The sequence below is a fragment of the Stenotrophomonas sp. TWI1149 genome (genome assembly GCF_039673155.1).
Lineage (GTDB): Bacteria > Pseudomonadota > Gammaproteobacteria > Xanthomonadales > Xanthomonadaceae > Stenotrophomonas > Stenotrophomonas maltophilia_AA.
In genome coordinates, this window is sequence record NZ_JBDJLB010000014.1 from 39,990 (window position 1) to 56,619 (window position 16,630).

Consider the following 16,630-nt stretch of genomic DNA (forward strand, 5'->3'; position numbering starts at 1 on the left):
TATGGTCGGCAGCGCCTGCGTCGCGGTCAAGCAACTTTCCAAACGATACAAGATTGTCCGCTTCAGCGTGACGAACTGTTCCACGCCGGGCTACGACATTTCTCCGACATCATCTGGATTCGTGTACTGCCGAGTACTAAAATTAACGAAATCTTTAGTTCCCCACGTTAAGCAGCACCGGTACGCCTGACGCATTGCGCCGACCGCCGGGTCGCACAGACCCCTATGAATACAATCGTTGCCCCGTGTGTCGATGACACCGCCCCCGCCGAGCTGCTCAAGCGCGGCGAACGCCTCCTGGAACCCGACGTCTACCGGACCTGCCTCAATGGCCAGCCGGCCGTGGTCAAGGATTACACCCGTTACCGCGGCACCCCGCTGTCGCCGATCGCGCGCCTGCTGGTCCGCCGCGAGGCGCGCATCCTGCAGCGTCTGAGCGGCTGGAAGCACGCCCCTGCCCTGCTCGGCACCATCGGTGGGCTCGCGCTGGGCATGGAGTTCATTCCCGGCCAGACCCTGAGCGCGGCCCAGTCGGTCGGCATCGAGGTCTTCGAGCAGCTGCAGTACGCCCTGACGCGCCTGCATGCCGCCGGCATCACCCACAACGATCTGCACGGCACCAACGTGATGGTCAGCGGGGGCGTGCCAGTGCTGGTCGATTTCACTTCGGCCTGGCGCAGCCCGCGCTGGCTGCCGGTGCACCCGGTCTCGCGCCAGCTGCGCCGCAGCGACATGAAGAACCTGCTGAAGATGCGCCAGCGCCTGACCGGCGAGCGGCCCAGTCCCGCCGAGGCGGCCCAGGTGGCCGATCCGCGCTGGGTGGCCGGCGTGCGCGTGGCCTGGAAGCGTTTCTACCGCTGGTTCAAGGGCCACGCCTGATCGCGGGTGCCCTCCGGAAAGCCGGCGCGCGTTACAGCGCGTCGGCGTCCAGCTCACCGGTACGGATGCGCACCACGGTGCCCAGGTCGTACACGAAGACCTTGCCGTCGCCGATCTTGCCGGTGCCGGCGGCTTTGACGATGGCTTCCACCACCTCCTCGACCTGGTTGTCGACGACCGCCACCTCGATCTTCACCTTGGGCAGGAAGTCGACCACGTACTCCGCCCCGCGGTAGAGCTCGGTATGGCCCTTCTGCCGCCCGAAGCCCTTGACCTCGGTGACCGTGATCCCGGTGACGCCGCGCTCGGCCAGCGCTTCGCGCACGTCGTCGAGCTTGAACGGCTTGACCACCGCCATGACCATCTTCATCCGTCTGCACTCCTGTCTCTCAGGCTGCGAGGATAACGCCTGTCCGCCGGTGAACGCGATGCGCGCGGTCCGTGCCGCCGGCAGCGTGGCGGCTTATCCTTGGCGCATACCCCGCGGAGCCGCAGCATGATCGACCTCAACCACCTGGATGACCTCGCCCGCCGCCTGAGCGACATGGTCCCCCCGGGCCTGCGCCAGTCGCGCGAAGAACTGCAGGCCACCTTCAAGACCGCGCTGCAGGCCGGGCTGGGCAAGCTGGACCTGGTGACCCGCGAGGAATTCGACGTGCAGCGTGCGGTGCTGCTGCGCACCCGCGAGAAGCTGGAGGCGCTGGAGAAGACGGTGGCCGCGCTGGAAGCGCGTGACGGGTCGGCTGCGCCTCGGGAGTAAGTCGGGCTCGGACTGCGCTTTTCTTACGCGTCCTGCAGCACGAACCGCTCGATCGCCAACGCCACGCCGTCCTCGGCGTTGGTCGCGGTCTCGAAGCGCGCGGTCTGCTTCACCGCCGCAATCGCGTTGCCCATGGCGACGCTGGTGCCGGCGAACTGCAGCATGGTCAGGTCGTTCTCCTGATCGCCCACCGCCATCACGTTGGCACGGTCCACGCCGAGGTGCGCGGCCAGCTTCTCCAGGCTCGGCCCCTTCCCCGCGCGGTGATCGAAGACCTCCAGGAAGAACGGCGCGCTCTTGAGCACCGCGAAGCGGTCGGTCAGTTCCGAGGGCAGGCGCTGGATGGCGGCATCCAGCACCTCCGGCTCGTCGATCATCATCAGTTTGATGAACTGCATGGCCGGGTCCATGTCTTCGACCCGACGATACGACAGCGGCACGTTCGACAGGTGCGAATCGGCCACCGTGTAGATACTGATGTCCTGGTTGGGCGTGTACATGCGGCGGCCATCGAGCGCCTGGAAATGGATGCCCAGCTCGCGCGAAATCCGCTCGCAGAACACGAAGTCCTCGAAACTCAGCGGAAACTCGATGACGCGCTGGCCGCTGCCGATGTTCTGCACCACCGCGCCATTGCAGGCGATGCAGTAGTCCTGCTCACCCTCGATACCCAACTGCTGCAGGAACGGCGCCATCCCCGACACCGGGCGGCCACTGGCCAGCACCACCTGGACGCCCTGCGCGCGGGCGCGGGCGATGGCCTGCATGACCCGGGGCGTGAGCGTGTGTGCGGGATCGAGCAGGGTCCCGTCCATGTCGATGGCGACCAGTTCGATCGGGCCGGAGCGGTGGTGCATATCCATGGTGTTCGACGGCGTGGTGCGTGGGGGCATCCAGTCTAGCGGGAGTGCCTGGACACTGCGGCACCGTTTGCCTACCCCACGGCGCGGCAAGCGCTGATGGATTGCGGTCTCCGTGCCCTGCCATTGTTCCTGGCATGCCGCAGACTCCGGAAACAACCGCATGAGCCTCGCGCTGGTGCACAGCCGTGCCCGTGCCGGCGTGAAAGCCCCCGCTGTACGGATCGAAGTATTCCTGTCGGGCGGGTTGCCACATACCCAGATCGTCGGGCTGCCGGCCGCGGCCGTGCGGGAGTCCCGCGACCGTGTGCGTGCCGCGCTGATCTGCGCACGCTTCGAGTTTCCGCAGCGGCGGATCACCATCAACCTGGCGCCGGCTGATCTGCCCAAGGAAGGCGGCCGCTTCGATCTGGCCATCGCGCTCGGCATCCTCGCCGCCAGCGGCCAGATCGATGCGCAGTCGCTGGACAGGTTCGAGTTCCTGGGCGAGCTGGCCCTCACCGGTGAACTGCGCGGGGTCGACGGCGTCCTGCCTGCTGCGATCGCCGCCGCCCGGGACGGCCGCAGCCTGATCGTGGCCGCCGCCAACAGCGAGGAAGCCGCGCTGGCCCAGCACGCCGACGTACGCGTGGCCCGCACCCTGCTGGAAGTCTGCAGCGCCCTTGAGAGCGGTACGCTGCCGCCTGCCGTGGCGGCTGACCCACTGCCGGTCAGCATTCCCGACCTGCGCGACGTGCGCGGCCAGCTGCAGGCGCGCCGGGCGCTGGAGGTCGCGGCCGCCGGCGGGCATCACCTGTTACTGCTCGGCACCCCCGGCTGCGGCAAGACGCTGCTGGCCTCACGCCTGCCCGGCATCCTGCCCGCCGCCAGCGAGCTGGAGGCCCTGGAAGCGGCGACGATTGCCTCGTGCAGTGGCCAGGGCATTGATGCCGGGCGATGGCGGCAACGGCCGTATAGAGCGCCGCACCACACCGCCAGCGCGGTGGCGCTGATCGGCGGCGGCTCGCATCCCCGGCCTGGGGAGATTTCGCTGGCGCACAACGGGGTGCTGTTTCTGGATGAGCTGCCCGAGTGGAGTCGGCATGCACTGGAAGTCATGCGCGAGCCGATCGAATCCGGGGTTGCGGTGGTCAGCCGCGCGGCCCGCACCGAGCGCTTTCCCGCCCGGTTCCAGCTCGTTGCGGCCATGAATCCGTGCCCGTGTGGCTGGGCGGGAGATCGCAGTGGACGCTGTCTCTGCGCCGAGGAGGTGATCCGTCGTTACCGGGGGCGCGTTTCCGGGCCGCTGATGGACCGCATCGACCTGCATGTCGAAGTGCCGCGGCTGGACCCGCGCGAGCTGCGCGATGACGCGCCGCTGGGCGAGGACAGTGCGAGTGTTCGTGCCCGTGTGGTGGCCGCGCGGGAGGTGCAGCTGGTGCGCAGTGGGAAAGCCAATGCACAGCTGCTGCCGTTCGAGCTGAGCGAGCATTGCCGGTTGTCGCGGGAGGATCAGCAGCTCCTGGAGGATGCCGTGGAGCAGTTGCAGCTGTCAGCGCGCTCGATGCATCGCATTCTGCGGGTGGCACGGACGGTGGCGGATCTGGGGCATGCGCAGGACATTGCGACCGCGCATGTGGCGGAGGCGATCGGGTATCGGCAGCTGGATCGGGGAGGTAGCGGGTGAGGCCAGACGCCGTGATGCCCGGAATGCTGGCTCAGTATGCGCACTCCGGCCCCACCGGCACGATCCCCGACGGATTGAGATGCCGGTGACTCCCGTAATAGTGGTGCTTGATGTGCTCGAAGTTCACCGTATCCGCCACCTCGGGAATCGCCATCATCCGCGCCACGAACGCATGCAGGCCAGCGAAGTCCGCAATGCGCCGCACGTTGCACTTGAAGTGCACGTAGTACACCGAATCGAAGCGGATCAATGTCGTGAACAGACGGATATCAGCTTCGGTCATGGCATCGCCCACCAGCCACTCGCGTTGCTGGAGCCGCTGATCCAACCACGTGAGTGAATCGAACAACGGACCAACAGCCTCTTCATAGGCCTTCTGCGTTGACGCAAAGCCCGCCTGGTACACACCGTTGTTAACGGTCGCATAAACCCGTTCGTTGATCGCATCGATCCCGGCACGCAGCGCCACCGGATAGAAATCACCGGCTTTGGCACCCAGCCCGTCATACGCGGTGTTGAACATGCGAATGATGTCCGCCGATTCATTGCTGACGATCCTGCCGCGCTCGCGATCCCACAGCACTGGCACGGTCACCTTGCCGGTCATTCCCGGCTTGGCGGCCGCGTACAGTTCATGTAGATAGCGCGCACCGCGTTCGGGCTCCGGCGTCACCTGCGGGCCGGGCTCAAACGTCCAGCCCTGATCACCCATGTGCCAGTTGACCACCGACACGGGCATCATATCTTCCAGGCCTTTCAGCGCGCGCACGATCAGGGTGCGATGGGCCCACGGACAGGCGAGACTCACATACAGGCGGAACCGCCCAGGCGCCGCTGTGACACCATGCTCGCCATTCGGGCCAGCCCTGCCGTCGGCGCTCAACCAATCGCGGAAGGTGGATTCCTCGCGCTTGAAATGGCCGTCCTCATCGGCGGCACCCGCGGTGCCTTCCTGCCATGTTCCATCGACCAGCATGCCCATCGCGGGAGTACTCCTCTGATAGTGGTGTGTGATGCGCCGGTGGTGCGTCCCGGCTTCTACAGCGTGTTGTAGCAAACGCATCGGCAATGCCCGGTGATGGGTCTTCGCAGCCGGTGCATGTTTCATGGCGTTCATCGCTGAAGCACACGCATCTGCGGCAGAATGTCGATGTATCTACGTGAGACATCCACCATCATGCGTATCCATCAGATCGATCTTCCCGTCTCCGATGTCGCCGCTACCGTGGCTTACTTCCGCGATGAACTTCAGCTGCCGGTCGACGGCTCGGCCGTGCGTATCGGCTGGAGCACCCTGCAGCTGCACCCCGCAGGATCGAATCCGGTCGGCGGTGTGCACCTGGCGTTCAACGTCCCGGCCAATCGATTCGAAGCGGCCACCGACTGGCTGAAAGCACGCGCCACCCTGCAGCGCGATCTGAAGGGCCATGACCACTTCACCTTCGATGGCCGCTGGGATTCGGAGTCGATCTATTTCACCGGGCCGGACGGCCTGATCCTGGAGTTGATCGCACGCCGGCGCTTGTCTGCCGGCGAGCGCCAGGGCGAATTCCATGGCAGCGAGATGACCTGCATCAGCGAGGTTGGCCTGCCCGCTGAAGACGTGGGCGAGGTGCAGGCAAACGCACAAAATGCCTTCGGGCTGGCGCCGTTGTCACAGCCGACGCCGCACTTCGCACCGCTCGGCGATGATGAAGGCCTGTTGATCGTGGTCCATGCCACGCGCCGCTGGTTCCCCGAGCAGAAAGTGCTGCCGAATGCGCGCGGCATCCGCGTCGTGCTGCGTGACGTGGTGCCGGGCGCGGTTGTCGAAGACGCAGCACTGGGCTGGCACCTGCGCTCGGCTTGAGCAGGCCCGGACGAACGAAGCCCCGCCGGAGCGGGGCTTCAGTTCACACAACAGCCGGCTGGACTCACTCTTCCTCGTCCTGCTGGCCGCCCTGCTGCTGGTTCTGGTTGCGCTGCTGCTGTTCCTGCTGCTGTTGCTGCTGCTGGTCGCGACCGCGTTCCTGCTGCTCACCGCGCTGATTCGGGTTCTGCTGGTTCTGCTGAGCCATCTCGATTCTCCGGTTGCCGCAAACGGAATGTCGCGGTCGGGGCCATCCTCTGCAGCGGCAGGTTAACGACGTGTGCGGGTTTGCATACGGAAACGTCAACGCGTCCGTTCCGACATTTCCTGCCGTGCGGGAGCCCATGTCGCAGTAGGCGTTGGCCTGCATATGAACGGTTCTAATTCCCTTATGCCGCTACGCGCAAACAGGCTTGGCGTGCGACTGAACAGGCCATCCCGGCACCGCCCGGTGCGGATGACGCGCAGATGACGATCACGGCATCACCGGCGGCACGTAGGTCAGCGTCATGCCGAGCAGCCACAGCAGGCCGAGCACAAGCGGGATGTGCACCAGCAACTGGATGAAGGTGAAGCCGACGATGTCGCGCGCCTTCAGCCCGAGCACGCCCAGCAACGGCAGCATCCAGAACGGGTTGATCAGGTTCGGCAGCGCCTCGGCGGCGTTGTAGACCTGCACCGCCCAGCCCAGGTGGGCCTGCAGTTCGTTGGCCGCCTGCATCACGTACGGCGCTTCGATGATCCACTTGCCGCCGCCGGAGGGCACGAAGAAACCGAGGACGGCCGAGTAGACGCCCATCACCAGCGCGAAGGTGTCGGTGGTAGCGATATGCACGAACAGCGTGGAAAGGCGATGGGCGAGGGTCTCATCGCCACTGCCGGTGGCGTGGGTGAGGATCATCGCGATGCCGCCATACAGCGGGAACTGGATCAGCACGCCGGTGGTGCTCGGTACCGCCTTGGCCACGGCGTTGAGGAAGCTGCGCGGGCGCCAGTGCAGCAGCAGGCCGAGCGAGATGAACAGGAAGTTGTAGGTGTTGAGGTTGGCGATGGCGGTGACCACCGGCTTGCTCGCGAACTCGCCGAACAGCCAGCCGAACGCGAGCAGCGAGAGCAGCACGGTCAGCAGCGGGCTGTACTCCAGCCACTCGCCAGGGCGGGTGCGCGGCTGCAGCGGCTCGGCCTCGGCGCGGGCGGCGCCTTCGAAGTCCTTGGCGGTGCGCGCGGTGGCGGCACCGGGCGCGGTCAGCCAGGCGATCAGCAGCGAGACCAGGATCAGCGCGGACGTCAGCGCGATCGACTGCCACAGGAAGATGGTTTCGGTGAAGGGCAGCACGCCGGTGATTTCGATCAGGCCGGGCGGCATGCTCGCCGGGTTGGCCTGCAGCTGGGCGGCCGAGGAGCTCAGGCCCATCGCCCAGACCGCGCCAAGGCCGAGATACGCCGAGGCGCCGGCGGCGCGGTAGTCCATGTTGAGTGATTCACGGCGGGCCAGCGCGCGCACCAGCAGCCCACCGAACACCAGCGAGAAGCCCCAGCTGAGCAGCGACGCGAGCATGCTGATCAGGCCGACATAGACCACCGCGCCACGGCCGGTCTTGGGGACGCGGGCCAGCAGATTGATGAAGCGCGCGACGATCGGCGCGGTGGCGACCGCATAGCCACCGATGACCACGAAGGCCATCTGCATGGTGAAGGGGATCAGGCTCCAGAAGCCCTCGCCGAAGGCGGTGGCGGTGGCCTGCGGGGTCGCGCCGAAGCCCATCGCGGCGGCGGCGACGATGACCACGCCCAGCACCGCGAACACGTAGGCGTCGGGGAACCACTTCTCCGCCCAGGCCGCCGAGCGCAGTGCCGCGCGCGCCATCCAGCCGTCCCGCACCACCGTCGACGTGTTCATCGTCCCGCCCTCCCCGATCATTCAATGGGAGGGATTCTGGGCGTTGGGACCGGCGCTGTCAGTCGCCTAATGGTCGTAGTGCGCGTTACCGGTAGCACCCGACCGTTGGTCGGGTGGCCCCCTCAGCGCAGCGCCAACGCCACCGCGATGCCGGCGAACAGCGCCGCACCGACCCAGTTGTTGTGCAGGAAGGCCTTGAAGCACGGGTCGCGCTCGCGCTTGCGGGCGATCCAGAACTCGTAGGCGATCAACCCTGCGGCAACGCCGACGCCGATGCCGTAGTAGAACCCCAGCCCGGCGCGCAGGCCGACCAGCGCCATCGTGCCCAGGAACAGCGCATAGAGAATGCCCTGGATCACCAGGTCCAGATCCCCGAACAGGATCGCGGTGGAATGCGAGCCCATCTTCAGGTCGTCATCGCGGTCGACCATGGCGTACCAGGTGTCATACGCGGTCGACCACAGGATGTTGGCGCCGTACAGCAGCCAGCCGATCACCGGCACCTCGCCCTGCACCGCGGCGAACGCCATCGGGATGCCCCAGCCGAAGGCCATGCCCAGGTAGACCTGCGGCAGGTGGGTGTAGCGCTTGAGGTAGGGGTAGCTGGCGGCCAGGAACACGCCGATGAAGCTCATGCCGATGGTGAGCCAGTTCAGGGTCAACACCAGGCCAAAGGCGACGATCATCAGCCCGGCGAACAGGGCCAGCGCCTCGCGGCCGGAGACGGCGCCACTGGCCAGCGGGCGGTCCTTGGTGCGCTTGACGTGCGGGTCCAGCCAGCGGTCGGCGTAATCGTTGATCACGCAGCCGGCCGAGCGGGTCAGCCACACGCCCGCGGTGAACACGAACAGCGTCCACAGCGGCGGCAGCCCGCCGGAGGCCAGCCACAGCGCCCACCAGGTGGGCCAGAGCAGCAGCAGGGTGCCGATCGGACGGTCGGCGCGCATCAACTTCCAGTAGTGCCGCCAGCGCGACGGGGGCGCCGCCTCGGGCGCCTCAAAACGTTCGTAAGCCATCGGTAAAGGATACCGCCTGGGCTGGCCGGGCGCGCCGTCGCCCGGCGCATCGGTGCGGGGGGCAGACCTGCGCGGCGTTTACGGATAGAATGCTCCTCCCGCGCCGCTTTGGCGGTCCGTGGCCCCATCAGGCGGCTCGGCGGGACGCAGGACACAACGCGCTCGTAGCTCAGCCGGATAGAGTAGTGGCTTCCGAAGCCATTGGTCGGGGGTTCGAATCCCTCCGGGCGCACCATCCTCGCCATCTTTCCTTGCAGGTATTTCCGCTGCGGCGCGCCTTTGTGCGCTCGGACGGCGTGCCGTGCCGGCTGCCGCGCGCGAACGCACCGGATCGGGTGCCGAACAGGTGACGCCACTCGAAGGGCTGGTCTTCCCACCGGCCTGGAGTGACGGCACCTGCACGGCGCCCCGGTAGAACAGGTCAGCCTGTGGCGAGGTCGGCGAAGCGACCCAGCGAAGCCAGGTGGAAATACACCGGCGCCAGCCAGCCCTGGCGATGCCAGTGCACGAGGGTGGCATCCGGCAGCGCGTCCAGTCGCGCGGGATCGACGACATGGAAGCCCTGCAGGCTGTGGCGGCGGCCATCGGCGAGGACCACGTCAGCCTGGCGCTCGATCAGCACGCCGGCCTCGGCCAGGGCGGCACTGAAGGCGCGGGTGGCGATGTCTTCGCGGGTGAAGGCTTCGCAGAACTGCAGGGCATGACGCGTCATCGCCGAAGGCTGGTCGCCCTCGAACAGCGGCTGCCCTTCCTCGCCCTCCTGCACGATCATGTCCGCATCGGCATCGATGGCCAGCACGTAGCCGTCCGGATCGGTGGTGCGCGCGAACACGAACGGGTAGCGCCGCACGTAGGCGGGAATGTAGGCGCCGGCCTGCCACTGGTCGGCGTTGACGAACCGGTTCTGCTCCGCCTCCAGGCCGAGCACGGCGATCGGCAGATGCTCGGGACCGGCGAAGACGAGCGGATACGCGCGCGAGGCCGCGGCGAATTCCCCGATCATCACTGGAATCGAGTGACTGCCGGCGGCGAACGCGGCGCCGGTCTGGCGCACGCGCCAATGGGCATGAAGCTGCGACGACAGCACGACCGGACGGCGGTAGAGCATGGGCCAGCTGGCCGGCGGCGTGATGCTGTCGGCCGCTGCCGAGACGGCATCGACGTCGTCGCCGGCATCCGGCGCGAGGGAAGTGTCGGTGTTCATGGTGAAAATCCAATGTGGGGCAGCAAGGGAGGCGGCACGCCGCCTCCCGGAGACAGGCGTTGCGTCGGTCAGAAGCCTGCGTTGACTTCCAGCTGGAAGACGTCGATCGACAACGGGGCGCCAGTGACCTCCTTGGCGGCCATCCAGCGCCCGGTCAGCCACACGTTCCGGTCGAACATGTAGGAGCCACTCAGGTAGTAGCCCTTGGCATTGGTGCCACCGAGGTGGAAGTTGGAATCGTTGTAGGCATCGGGCAGCGCGTCGCCTTCCAGGCGCTTGTAGCCGAGCGCCAGGTTCCAGTCGCCGGTCTGCTTCATCGCCAGCTGCCCGAAGGTCGCCTGCGCCATGTATGCCATGTCACCGCTCTGGATGTCCTGCGGCCCGGCCACGCCGTTGGCGGCAGTGCCCAGGTTGGTGACGATGCCGCCCTGCGCGCGTTCCCACATCCGGTTGGGATCGTAGGCCAGGTTCTTGATCGCGTGCCCTTCCAGGCGCAGGGCATTGCCCGCGAACAGCGGCGTTTCCCAGGCCAGGTTGAGGTCGAGCAGTTCGAACTCCGAGGCCAGGCCGACGTACTGCGGCATCGGGGTGTTGGCCGGGTCGAGCGGATTGAGCGCGATGTTCCGCAGCAGCATCAGCGTGTTGCCCTTCTGCATGAACGCAGGGCGCGACCAGTCGCTGCTGCAGAAGTCCGCGCCGGCATACAGCGCGCACGGCTGCGAGTACTCGCCGGCGGTGTTGCGGAAATCGTAGTAGCCGACCGCCGCGCGCAGTTTCTGCGCATCGCCGAACTGCCACTCGGCGCCGACCTGCACGCCGTTGAGCCACTTGTTCTCGCTCTTCATCTTGTCCTGGCGGGTGTTCGGGAAGCTGTCGGAGGAGTACTCCAACGGCGTCAGGCCCAGCGTGGCGAACAAGGACAGGCCGTCATCGCCGATCGGCTGCGCGTACTTGAACGCCAGGCCGTCGAAGTTGAGGTCGTTGGAGAACAGCGTGTCGGTGGACCAGTACGGGTTGCCGAAGCGGCCACCGAGGATGTCCAGGCCCGCCACCGGCGTCCACGACAGCCATGCCTGGTCGAGCCAGGCGTCTTTCTTGACCAGGCCACCGCCCAGCGTCTGGGTGGAGGACACCGGGCCGTTGTCGTTGCCGGTCGCCAGGCGCACGCCGGCACGGGTGTGCTCGCCCAGCTCGGCGATCACGCCCAGGCGTGCGCGGATCCGCCAGGAATTGTTGCGGTCCTGGCGGGTGTTGCGCAGCGGCGGCAGATCCAGGTTGGTGTTGCCGTTGACGTCGTATCCGTTGCCGGCGTTGATCCGCGCCCAGTCCACTTCGATGTCGCTGTTGCGCTCGGAATACAGACGGCTCTCGTTGCGCACGCGCACGTCACCCTGCACGCGCAGGCGCTGGGTCCACTCGGGCACCTGGTCAGGCGCCGCCCAACGCTCGGCCTTGGCCTCGGCCATGACGCTGGCCTTGACCTCTTCGCGGATCTCATCGCGCACGGTCTGCGGGATGTAGGGCACGCGCACGTCGCCGGGCTGCGCGGCGATCGCGGTGGACGCCGGCGCTGCGGGGGCTGCGGCCGATTCGCGCTGCGCCTCCAGCAACAGCGCCTGGCCGGCCTCGGGCTTGAGCGCGCCGCTGTCCATCAGGCCGCGGATCAGCTTGATCATGGTGCTCTCGCCGCCCGCTGCCTGGGCGTGGGCGCCGCCACTGGCCAGGACCAGGGCGACACCGGTGGCGATGGCGGTGCTGCGCAGTCCCAGCAGCGCGGAGTGGAGGGTTGAACGGGTCATCGGCTTGCTCGCAGAAAGGAAAGATCAGGGAAGAAGAAAGACAGCGCAGCTCATCCGGCCGGGCGACGGCCCTGCACCAGCACGCGCGCGGGGAAGCTCAACGACGCCGGTGGCCGCTCGTCGATGCGGCCGATCGTGCGGATCGCCTGCAGCACCGCTTCATCGGCTTCGGTGTTGCCGCTGCCGCGCGCGAGCTCGACGCGGGTCACCTGCCCGGCCTCGTCCAGCCAGACGTTGACGGTCAGCTGGAAGGCCAGGCGCTGCACCTTGGCGTCGCGCGCCACGGCCTGTTGCAGCACGTAGCCCAGGTAACGGCCGTAGCTCGCATTGCCGGCGCCACCGGCACCGGTACCGCTGCGCCCGCCCCCCGAGCCGGACTGGATGCCGAAGCTGTCGCCGCCGGCCTGCGCGTCGGCATCCATCGTCACCGGGTCGGCGGTGTCGGGCGTCGGCGCTTCTTCGGTGGGCTTGGGCACCTCGTCCAGCGGCTCGGGCTCGGGCATGACCTCTTCAGGGGTCACCTCCGGCTCGGGCTCGGGCTCCGGTGGGGGCGGCGGCGGCGGTGGCGGCAACATCACCATCGGGATCTCGGCCACGGGCCGGCGCGTACTGGCGGTGTCCTTGAACAGCAGGTACCAGAGCAGCAACGCCACGGCCGCCAGGCCGACGATCAACGCCGCCACGGGCCACCAGCGGCGCCACGCGGGCATGCTGTCACCGCTGCGGGAGTGGAGGGAAGTCACGCCCTCACCCCTGCACTTTGCCGGTGACCAGGCCGACCTGGGTCAGCTCGATCTTCCGCAGCAGGTCGAGCACTTCAACCACGCGCGCGTACTGCACCTGCGCATCACCGCGCACGATCACCGGGATATCCGGATTCAGTGCCTTCTCCGTGCGCAGGCGATCCTCCAGCTCGGCCAGGCTGACCGGGTAGGCGTCCAGGAAGATCTGGCCGGCGTTGTCGACCGTGATCGCCTTGGTCTTGGGCTTCTCCAGCGCCATGCTGGAACTGGCCTTCGGCAGGTTGACCTCGATCCCCGGAATGGTGGCGTTGCTGGTGAGGATGAAGATCACCAGCACCACCAGCAGCACGTCCACGAACGGGGTGACGTTGATGCCTTTCTCGCGTTTCTTGATGCCGAACCGCTTTGCCCTGGCCATGGTGGTCTCCTCAGGCCAGCGCCGGGCGCGCTGCGGCGGCCGGTGCGGTGCGGTCGAACTCTTCGGCCAGGCGCGCGGTGAACTCGTCGACGAACACCGACATGTCCGCCGCGATTGCTTCAGCGCGCGAGGCCAGCCAGTTGTAGCCAAACAGCGCCGGGATCGCGACGCCCAGACCGGCCGCCGTACACAGCAGCGCCGCCGCCATGCCCGGGGCCACCGAGTTGATGTCCACCGCGCCGGCCATCGCCGCCACCGCGAACACCAGCATGATGCCGATCACGGTGCCGAACAGGCCGATGTACGGCGCGCCTTCGATCGTGGTGGACAGCCAGTTCATGCGCTTGGACATGCGCTCGGTCTCGCGCGTGACTTCGGCATCCATCGAGGCGCGGATCGAGGTGATCGCCGCCGCGGTAAGGCCATGGTGGTGCGAGCCGCGGCCGTCCATTTCTTCCATGGCGATGCGGTACAGCCGCCACAGCGTGGAGTTGTCGCGGATCTGCGGGGCCAGGCTGCCGGTGCGTTCAAGCGCCTGCAGCGAAGCGACCGGTGCACCGGTGACTTTCTTGTACTGGACGGTGAAGGCCTCGTTGGCCTTGGCCACGGTGCCGAAGTAGCGGCTCTTGGCGATCATGATCGCCCAGGACAGCAGCAGCATCAGGCCCAGCACGATCACCACCACCCAGGCATCGACCGGCATCGCCTTGAGGATGAAACCGAAGTGGCTCACGCCGGCAGACTGCTCGTCTTCGCCGAAGGCGATCAGGCGCGATTCGGCCCCCTGCGCGGTGGCATCCGCCAGCAGCGCGGTGGCCGGGCGTGCCACCTTGGACACGCGCACTTCATCGATCACACCCAGGAACGGTTGCGCGGCCGGAAGGGCGGCCGCCTCGCCCGCCGCACCCGTGGCGAGGGCGTCGCCACCGAGCAGGGCCTCACCGGTGAACGCCGGCAGGCCGGTGGCCAGACGCACCGCTTCGCGGCCGGCGACGTACAGCATCACCGCATTCTCGCTGCTGGTCACCGCCACGTGTGCCCACTGTCCGGCCACCAGTGCCGGGATCGGCTGGCTGCGCTGGTCGTTGACGCGCACGTAGGGCACGCCGTTGTCGAGGCCGACGAGGAAGACGTTGCCGCCTTCGCGGCGCGCATAGATCGCCTGGTCCGGGCCGAGCTGGTCCGGTTTGATCCAGGCCGAGACGGTCATCGCGCCGTTGGCCGCCACCGCCAGCGACGGCGCACCCGGCAGGTGCAGCGGCGCGCCGGCCAGCTGTGCGCCGCGGCCGATGATCGCGCCGTCGGCCGGCTTGAACTCACCGGTGAGCGTGTTGACATACGCCGTGGTGTCGCGTGCCTCGGTGCCGCTGTCGGCGAAGTGGTAGACCGCGCTGTAGTCCGGATCGAACACGCGCTGGCCGTTGGCGGCCGCCGGCGCGCCGGCGTTGCCGTAGTACATCCAGATCGTCTGCGCCGTGGTGCCGCTGAGCGTGGGCACGTCGACCCAGATCAGGGCCATGCCCAGCGCCGCGTCGTACTGCTCGACCTGGTGGTTGAGCACGGTGTGGCCATCGGCCCCGACGAAGCGCAGGTCGTTGCCGCCTTCGGCGACGCCGTCGAAGGCGAAGTTGCCCGTGTGCAGGCGGATCAGCACGGGCGTACGGCCGAGATTGCCGCCCAGCGCGGCCCCGTTGGGGCTGGCATCGAGCGTGATCGGCTTGCGGTACTTCCAGTCGGCCTGCCACCACGCGGTCTCGGCGTGGGCGACGCTGAGCGTGGACATGCTCAGGCAGAACAACAACAGGGCAAGAAGGCGTTGCATGGACGGTATCTCCGGAAAATGCTTGGGAAAGTCAGGCTCAGTAGCTGGCGCCGACGCTCAGGTGCAGGCGGTTGGCATCTTTGGTCGTGGTCGGGCCGTCGTGCAGCGTCCGGCCGTAGTCGAAGCGGAGGTTGTAGTGCTCGCCGATGCGCAGGCTGCTGCCCACGCCGACCGCGCTCATCGCGGCGCTGTCGGCCTGCTCGGGCAGCGGCCGGCGCAGGCCCAGCCACGCACCGTCGAGGAAGCCGTAGAAGCGCCACTCCTGCAGGCCCCACAGCCCGAGCGGTCGCGTGCGCCATTCCAGCGTGGCCAGCGCGCCGTAATCGCCGATGCCTTCGGCGGAGCGATAGCCACGGGTGGTGAACATGCCGCCGGCGGCGAACTGCTCGCCGGAGACCAGCGGCTGGTCGGTCATCTGCGCCGACAGCCGCGCGAACCACTGCGCACCACTCTCCAGCGTGTAGGTGTCGCTCAGTTCCAGCTTGAGCGCGAAGAAGCTGGGATCGGCGTAGGCGCGCTTCCAGTCGAACTCATCATCGGTACTGCCGTAGCCGAACAGGCTGCGCGCACCGAACACCGCCTGCACGCCGACGTTGAGCTGGTGCCTGGTGCCCTGGCGGAAGCCGCTGTAGGCCACGGTCACCGGCGCGTACTTGAGCGGGGCGAAATCCGAGGCCTGGCCGACCATCGCGACCGATTCGTCCAGGTCCTTGAAGTCGACACCGGCCGAGAGCTGGTGCCACCACGCGCCCGTCATCGGGAAGGTGTGGCTGAGCTTGACGCCGACCGCGTGGCCCTTGCCGGTGACATTGGTCTGGCCGGTGGACACCACGTTGCTGTCGGAGCGGTAGCCGGAGAAATCCAGCATCCAGTCCGGACTGCCCAGCGGCAGACCGTAGGCACCGGACCACACGTTGGCCTGGTCCAGGTCCTGCGGCGCGGCGAAGAACGTCAGCGAGGCGGTGTGCTCGCGCTGCCAGAGGTTGTCGTGGCCGACCGTGAGGATGCTGCGCAGTGGCTCGGTGTCCACGCTGTGGTCGTTGTTGAGCGTGGCGCTGTAGCGCCAGGGGGATTTGTCATCGACCTTGAGCTCCACATCCATCGTGCCCTCGGCGGCGCCGGGCTTGACCAGCGGCACCACCTGGCGCTTGCCGCCACGGTTGAGTTCGGTCAGCTGCGCCTGCGCGCGTTCGAAGTCCGGCACGGCGCCCGCCTGCAGCGCCGGCACGCGCTGGGCCAGGCGTGCGGGATCGTTGTGCTCGGCGCCGACCACCTTGACCTGGCCGATGCGGGTCTCGGTGACCTGCAGGATCACCACGCCACCGCTGACCTGCTGCTCGGGCAGATCCACATACACAGACTGGTAGCCCTTGCCCTGGTAGGCCGACTGCAGCGCCACGCGCGCCGCTTCGACATCCTGCAGGGTGCGGTCCGGGCCGAGATGCGGGGAGACCGCCTGCTCGATGTCGCGCGCGCCGAGCACGGTGTTGCCGCGCACCAGGTACTCGTTGATGGTGACGCGGGCAGCCGGGGCCGCCGCGGCCGCCATCGGGGCAGCGACGGCGTCGGCAGGCGCGGTCTGCGCGTTGGCCAGCGAGATCGCGCAGAGCAGGCCCAGTGGCAGGGATGCCCGTGCCAGCGCCGGGGAGATTGAAGACATCAGTGGCTTCTCAATGCGGAAAGGGATTCAGATGCGCAGGAGGTGAGCGTGCGC

Annotated in this window: 16 protein-coding genes and 1 tRNA gene; 5 read left to right on the forward strand and 12 right to left on the reverse strand. The window is 67.7% G+C overall.

Annotated features, from left to right (window positions below; all coding sequences use genetic code 11):
* Positions 1-225 precede the first annotated feature (225 nt).
* On the forward strand, positions 226-879 hold the full coding sequence (locus tag ABE424_RS15790) for an RIO1 family regulatory kinase/ATPase (RefSeq protein WP_319207275.1): 654 nt from the start codon (positions 226-228) through the stop codon (positions 877-879).
* A 31-nt stretch (positions 880-910) separates the two neighbouring features.
* On the opposite strand, the gene ABE424_RS15795 is transcribed toward ABE424_RS15790, so the two are convergent.
* Positions 911-1,249, reverse strand: a complete 339-nt coding sequence (locus tag ABE424_RS15795) for a P-II family nitrogen regulator (RefSeq protein ID WP_123729924.1) — start codon at positions 1,247-1,249, stop codon at positions 911-913.
* A gap of 126 nt (positions 1,250-1,375) precedes the next feature.
* Here ABE424_RS15795 and ABE424_RS15800 point away from each other — a divergent pair, with 126 nt between their 5' ends.
* Entirely contained in the window at positions 1,376-1,639 is a 264-nt protein-coding gene (locus ABE424_RS15800) for an accessory factor UbiK family protein (protein WP_176987923.1), read from the forward strand.
* Positions 1,640-1,662: 23 nt separating this feature from the next.
* Here ABE424_RS15800 and yidA read toward each other — a convergent pair whose 3' ends face one another.
* Complete coding sequence (yidA, locus tag ABE424_RS15805; protein ID WP_346488651.1) at positions 1,663-2,502, reverse strand: sugar-phosphatase; 840 nt, start codon at positions 2,500-2,502, stop codon at positions 1,663-1,665.
* A 160-nt stretch (positions 2,503-2,662) separates the two neighbouring features.
* On the opposite strand from yidA, the gene ABE424_RS15810 reads away from it, so the two are divergent.
* Positions 2,663-4,165 (forward strand): YifB family Mg chelatase-like AAA ATPase, encoded by a 1,503-nt coding sequence (locus tag ABE424_RS15810; RefSeq protein WP_346490604.1) that lies wholly within the window; start codon positions 2,663-2,665, stop codon positions 4,163-4,165.
* Positions 4,166-4,196: 31 nt separating this feature from the next.
* Here the strand turns inward: ABE424_RS15810 and ABE424_RS15815 are convergent, their stop codons facing one another.
* Positions 4,197-5,147 carry a glutathione S-transferase family protein gene (locus ABE424_RS15815; RefSeq protein ID WP_346490603.1) on the reverse strand — a complete coding sequence of 317 codons (951 nt, stop codon included), beginning with the start codon at positions 5,145-5,147 and terminating at the stop codon, positions 4,197-4,199.
* Positions 5,148-5,342: 195 nt separating this feature from the next.
* Here ABE424_RS15815 and ABE424_RS15820 point away from each other — a divergent pair, with 195 nt between their 5' ends.
* The gene (locus ABE424_RS15820) at positions 5,343-6,014 is read left to right on the forward strand and encodes a VOC family protein (protein WP_346490602.1); all 672 of its coding nucleotides are present in this window, start codon (positions 5,343-5,345) and stop codon (positions 6,012-6,014) included.
* Between the two features lie 64 nt (positions 6,015-6,078).
* On the opposite strand, the gene ABE424_RS15825 is transcribed toward ABE424_RS15820, so the two are convergent.
* From ABE424_RS15825 to ubiA, 3 genes are all read right to left on the reverse strand, one after another.
* Positions 6,079-6,222, reverse strand: a complete 144-nt coding sequence (locus tag ABE424_RS15825) for a hypothetical protein (RefSeq protein WP_179459806.1) — start codon at positions 6,220-6,222, stop codon at positions 6,079-6,081.
* A 267-nt stretch (positions 6,223-6,489) separates the two neighbouring features.
* Complete coding sequence (locus ABE424_RS15830; protein ID WP_346490601.1) at positions 6,490-7,914, reverse strand: TIGR00366 family protein; 1,425 nt, start codon at positions 7,912-7,914, stop codon at positions 6,490-6,492.
* Between the two features lie 122 nt (positions 7,915-8,036).
* The gene (ubiA, locus tag ABE424_RS15835; RefSeq protein ID WP_346490600.1) at positions 8,037-8,930 is read right to left on the reverse strand and encodes a 4-hydroxybenzoate octaprenyltransferase; all 894 of its coding nucleotides are present in this window, start codon (positions 8,928-8,930) and stop codon (positions 8,037-8,039) included.
* 158 nt (positions 8,931-9,088) lie between these two features.
* Here ubiA and ABE424_RS15840 point away from each other — a divergent pair.
* Positions 9,089-9,165, forward strand: a tRNA-Arg gene (locus ABE424_RS15840).
* A gap of 186 nt (positions 9,166-9,351) precedes the next feature.
* Here the strand turns inward: ABE424_RS15840 and ABE424_RS15845 are convergent.
* From ABE424_RS15845 to ABE424_RS15870, 6 genes are all read right to left on the reverse strand, one after another.
* Positions 9,352-10,134, reverse strand: coding sequence for a SapC family protein (locus ABE424_RS15845; RefSeq protein WP_346490599.1), 783 nt, complete (start codon positions 10,132-10,134; stop codon positions 9,352-9,354).
* 68 nt (positions 10,135-10,202) lie between these two features.
* A complete protein-coding gene (locus ABE424_RS15850) occupies positions 10,203-11,933 on the reverse strand; it encodes a putative porin (RefSeq protein ID WP_346490598.1) in 1,731 nt (576 codons plus the stop codon).
* Between the two features lie 50 nt (positions 11,934-11,983).
* Positions 11,984-12,676: an energy transducer TonB gene (locus ABE424_RS15855; protein ID WP_346490597.1), complete on the reverse strand. Its 693-nt coding sequence runs from the start codon at positions 12,674-12,676 to the stop codon at positions 11,984-11,986.
* Positions 12,677-12,680: 4 nt separating this feature from the next.
* Positions 12,681-13,094 (reverse strand): biopolymer transporter ExbD, encoded by a 414-nt coding sequence (locus ABE424_RS15860; protein WP_088433529.1) that lies wholly within the window; start codon positions 13,092-13,094, stop codon positions 12,681-12,683.
* A gap of 10 nt (positions 13,095-13,104) precedes the next feature.
* A complete protein-coding gene (locus tag ABE424_RS15865) occupies positions 13,105-14,916 on the reverse strand; it encodes a DUF2341 domain-containing protein (RefSeq protein ID WP_346490596.1) in 1,812 nt (603 codons plus the stop codon).
* Positions 14,917-14,953: 37 nt separating this feature from the next.
* Positions 14,954-16,576 carry a ShlB/FhaC/HecB family hemolysin secretion/activation protein gene (locus ABE424_RS15870; RefSeq protein ID WP_346490595.1) on the reverse strand — a complete coding sequence of 541 codons (1,623 nt, stop codon included), beginning with the start codon at positions 16,574-16,576 and terminating at the stop codon, positions 14,954-14,956.
* Positions 16,577-16,630 lie beyond the last annotated feature (54 nt).

Excerpts from the sequence above, each read along its gene's own strand:
- ABE424_RS15870 (WP_346490595.1), bottom strand. The coding sequence starts at position 16,576 with ATGTCTTCAATCTCCCCGGCGCTGGCACGGGCATCCCTGCCACTGGGC.
- ABE424_RS15845 (WP_346490599.1), bottom strand. The coding sequence starts at position 10,134 with ATGAACACCGACACTTCCCTCGCGCCGGATGCCGGCGACGACGTCGAT.
- ABE424_RS15850 (WP_346490598.1), bottom strand. The coding sequence starts at position 11,933 with ATGACCCGTTCAACCCTCCACTCCGCGCTGCTGGGACTGCGCAGCACC.
- ABE424_RS15795 (WP_123729924.1), bottom strand. The coding sequence starts at position 1,249 with ATGAAGATGGTCATGGCGGTGGTCAAGCCGTTCAAGCTCGACGACGTG.
- ABE424_RS15800 (WP_176987923.1), top strand. The coding sequence starts at position 1,376 with ATGATCGACCTCAACCACCTGGATGACCTCGCCCGCCGCCTGAGCGAC.
- ABE424_RS15810 (WP_346490604.1), top strand. The coding sequence starts at position 2,663 with ATGAGCCTCGCGCTGGTGCACAGCCGTGCCCGTGCCGGCGTGAAAGCC.
- ABE424_RS15825 (WP_179459806.1), bottom strand. The coding sequence starts at position 6,222 with ATGGCTCAGCAGAACCAGCAGAACCCGAATCAGCGCGGTGAGCAGCAG.
- ubiA (WP_346490600.1), bottom strand. The coding sequence starts at position 8,930 with ATGGCTTACGAACGTTTTGAGGCGCCCGAGGCGGCGCCCCCGTCGCGC.
- ABE424_RS15790 (WP_319207275.1), top strand. The coding sequence starts at position 226 with ATGAATACAATCGTTGCCCCGTGTGTCGATGACACCGCCCCCGCCGAG.
- yidA (WP_346488651.1), bottom strand. The coding sequence starts at position 2,502 with ATGGATATGCACCACCGCTCCGGCCCGATCGAACTGGTCGCCATCGAC.
- ABE424_RS15830 (WP_346490601.1), bottom strand. The coding sequence starts at position 7,914 with ATGAACACGTCGACGGTGGTGCGGGACGGCTGGATGGCGCGCGCGGCA.
- ABE424_RS15820 (WP_346490602.1), top strand. The coding sequence starts at position 5,343 with ATGCGTATCCATCAGATCGATCTTCCCGTCTCCGATGTCGCCGCTACC.
- ABE424_RS15865 (WP_346490596.1), bottom strand. The coding sequence starts at position 14,916 with ATGCAACGCCTTCTTGCCCTGTTGTTGTTCTGCCTGAGCATGTCCACG.
- ABE424_RS15815 (WP_346490603.1), bottom strand. The coding sequence starts at position 5,147 with ATGGGCATGCTGGTCGATGGAACATGGCAGGAAGGCACCGCGGGTGCC.
- ABE424_RS15860 (WP_088433529.1), bottom strand. The coding sequence starts at position 13,094 with ATGGCCAGGGCAAAGCGGTTCGGCATCAAGAAACGCGAGAAAGGCATC.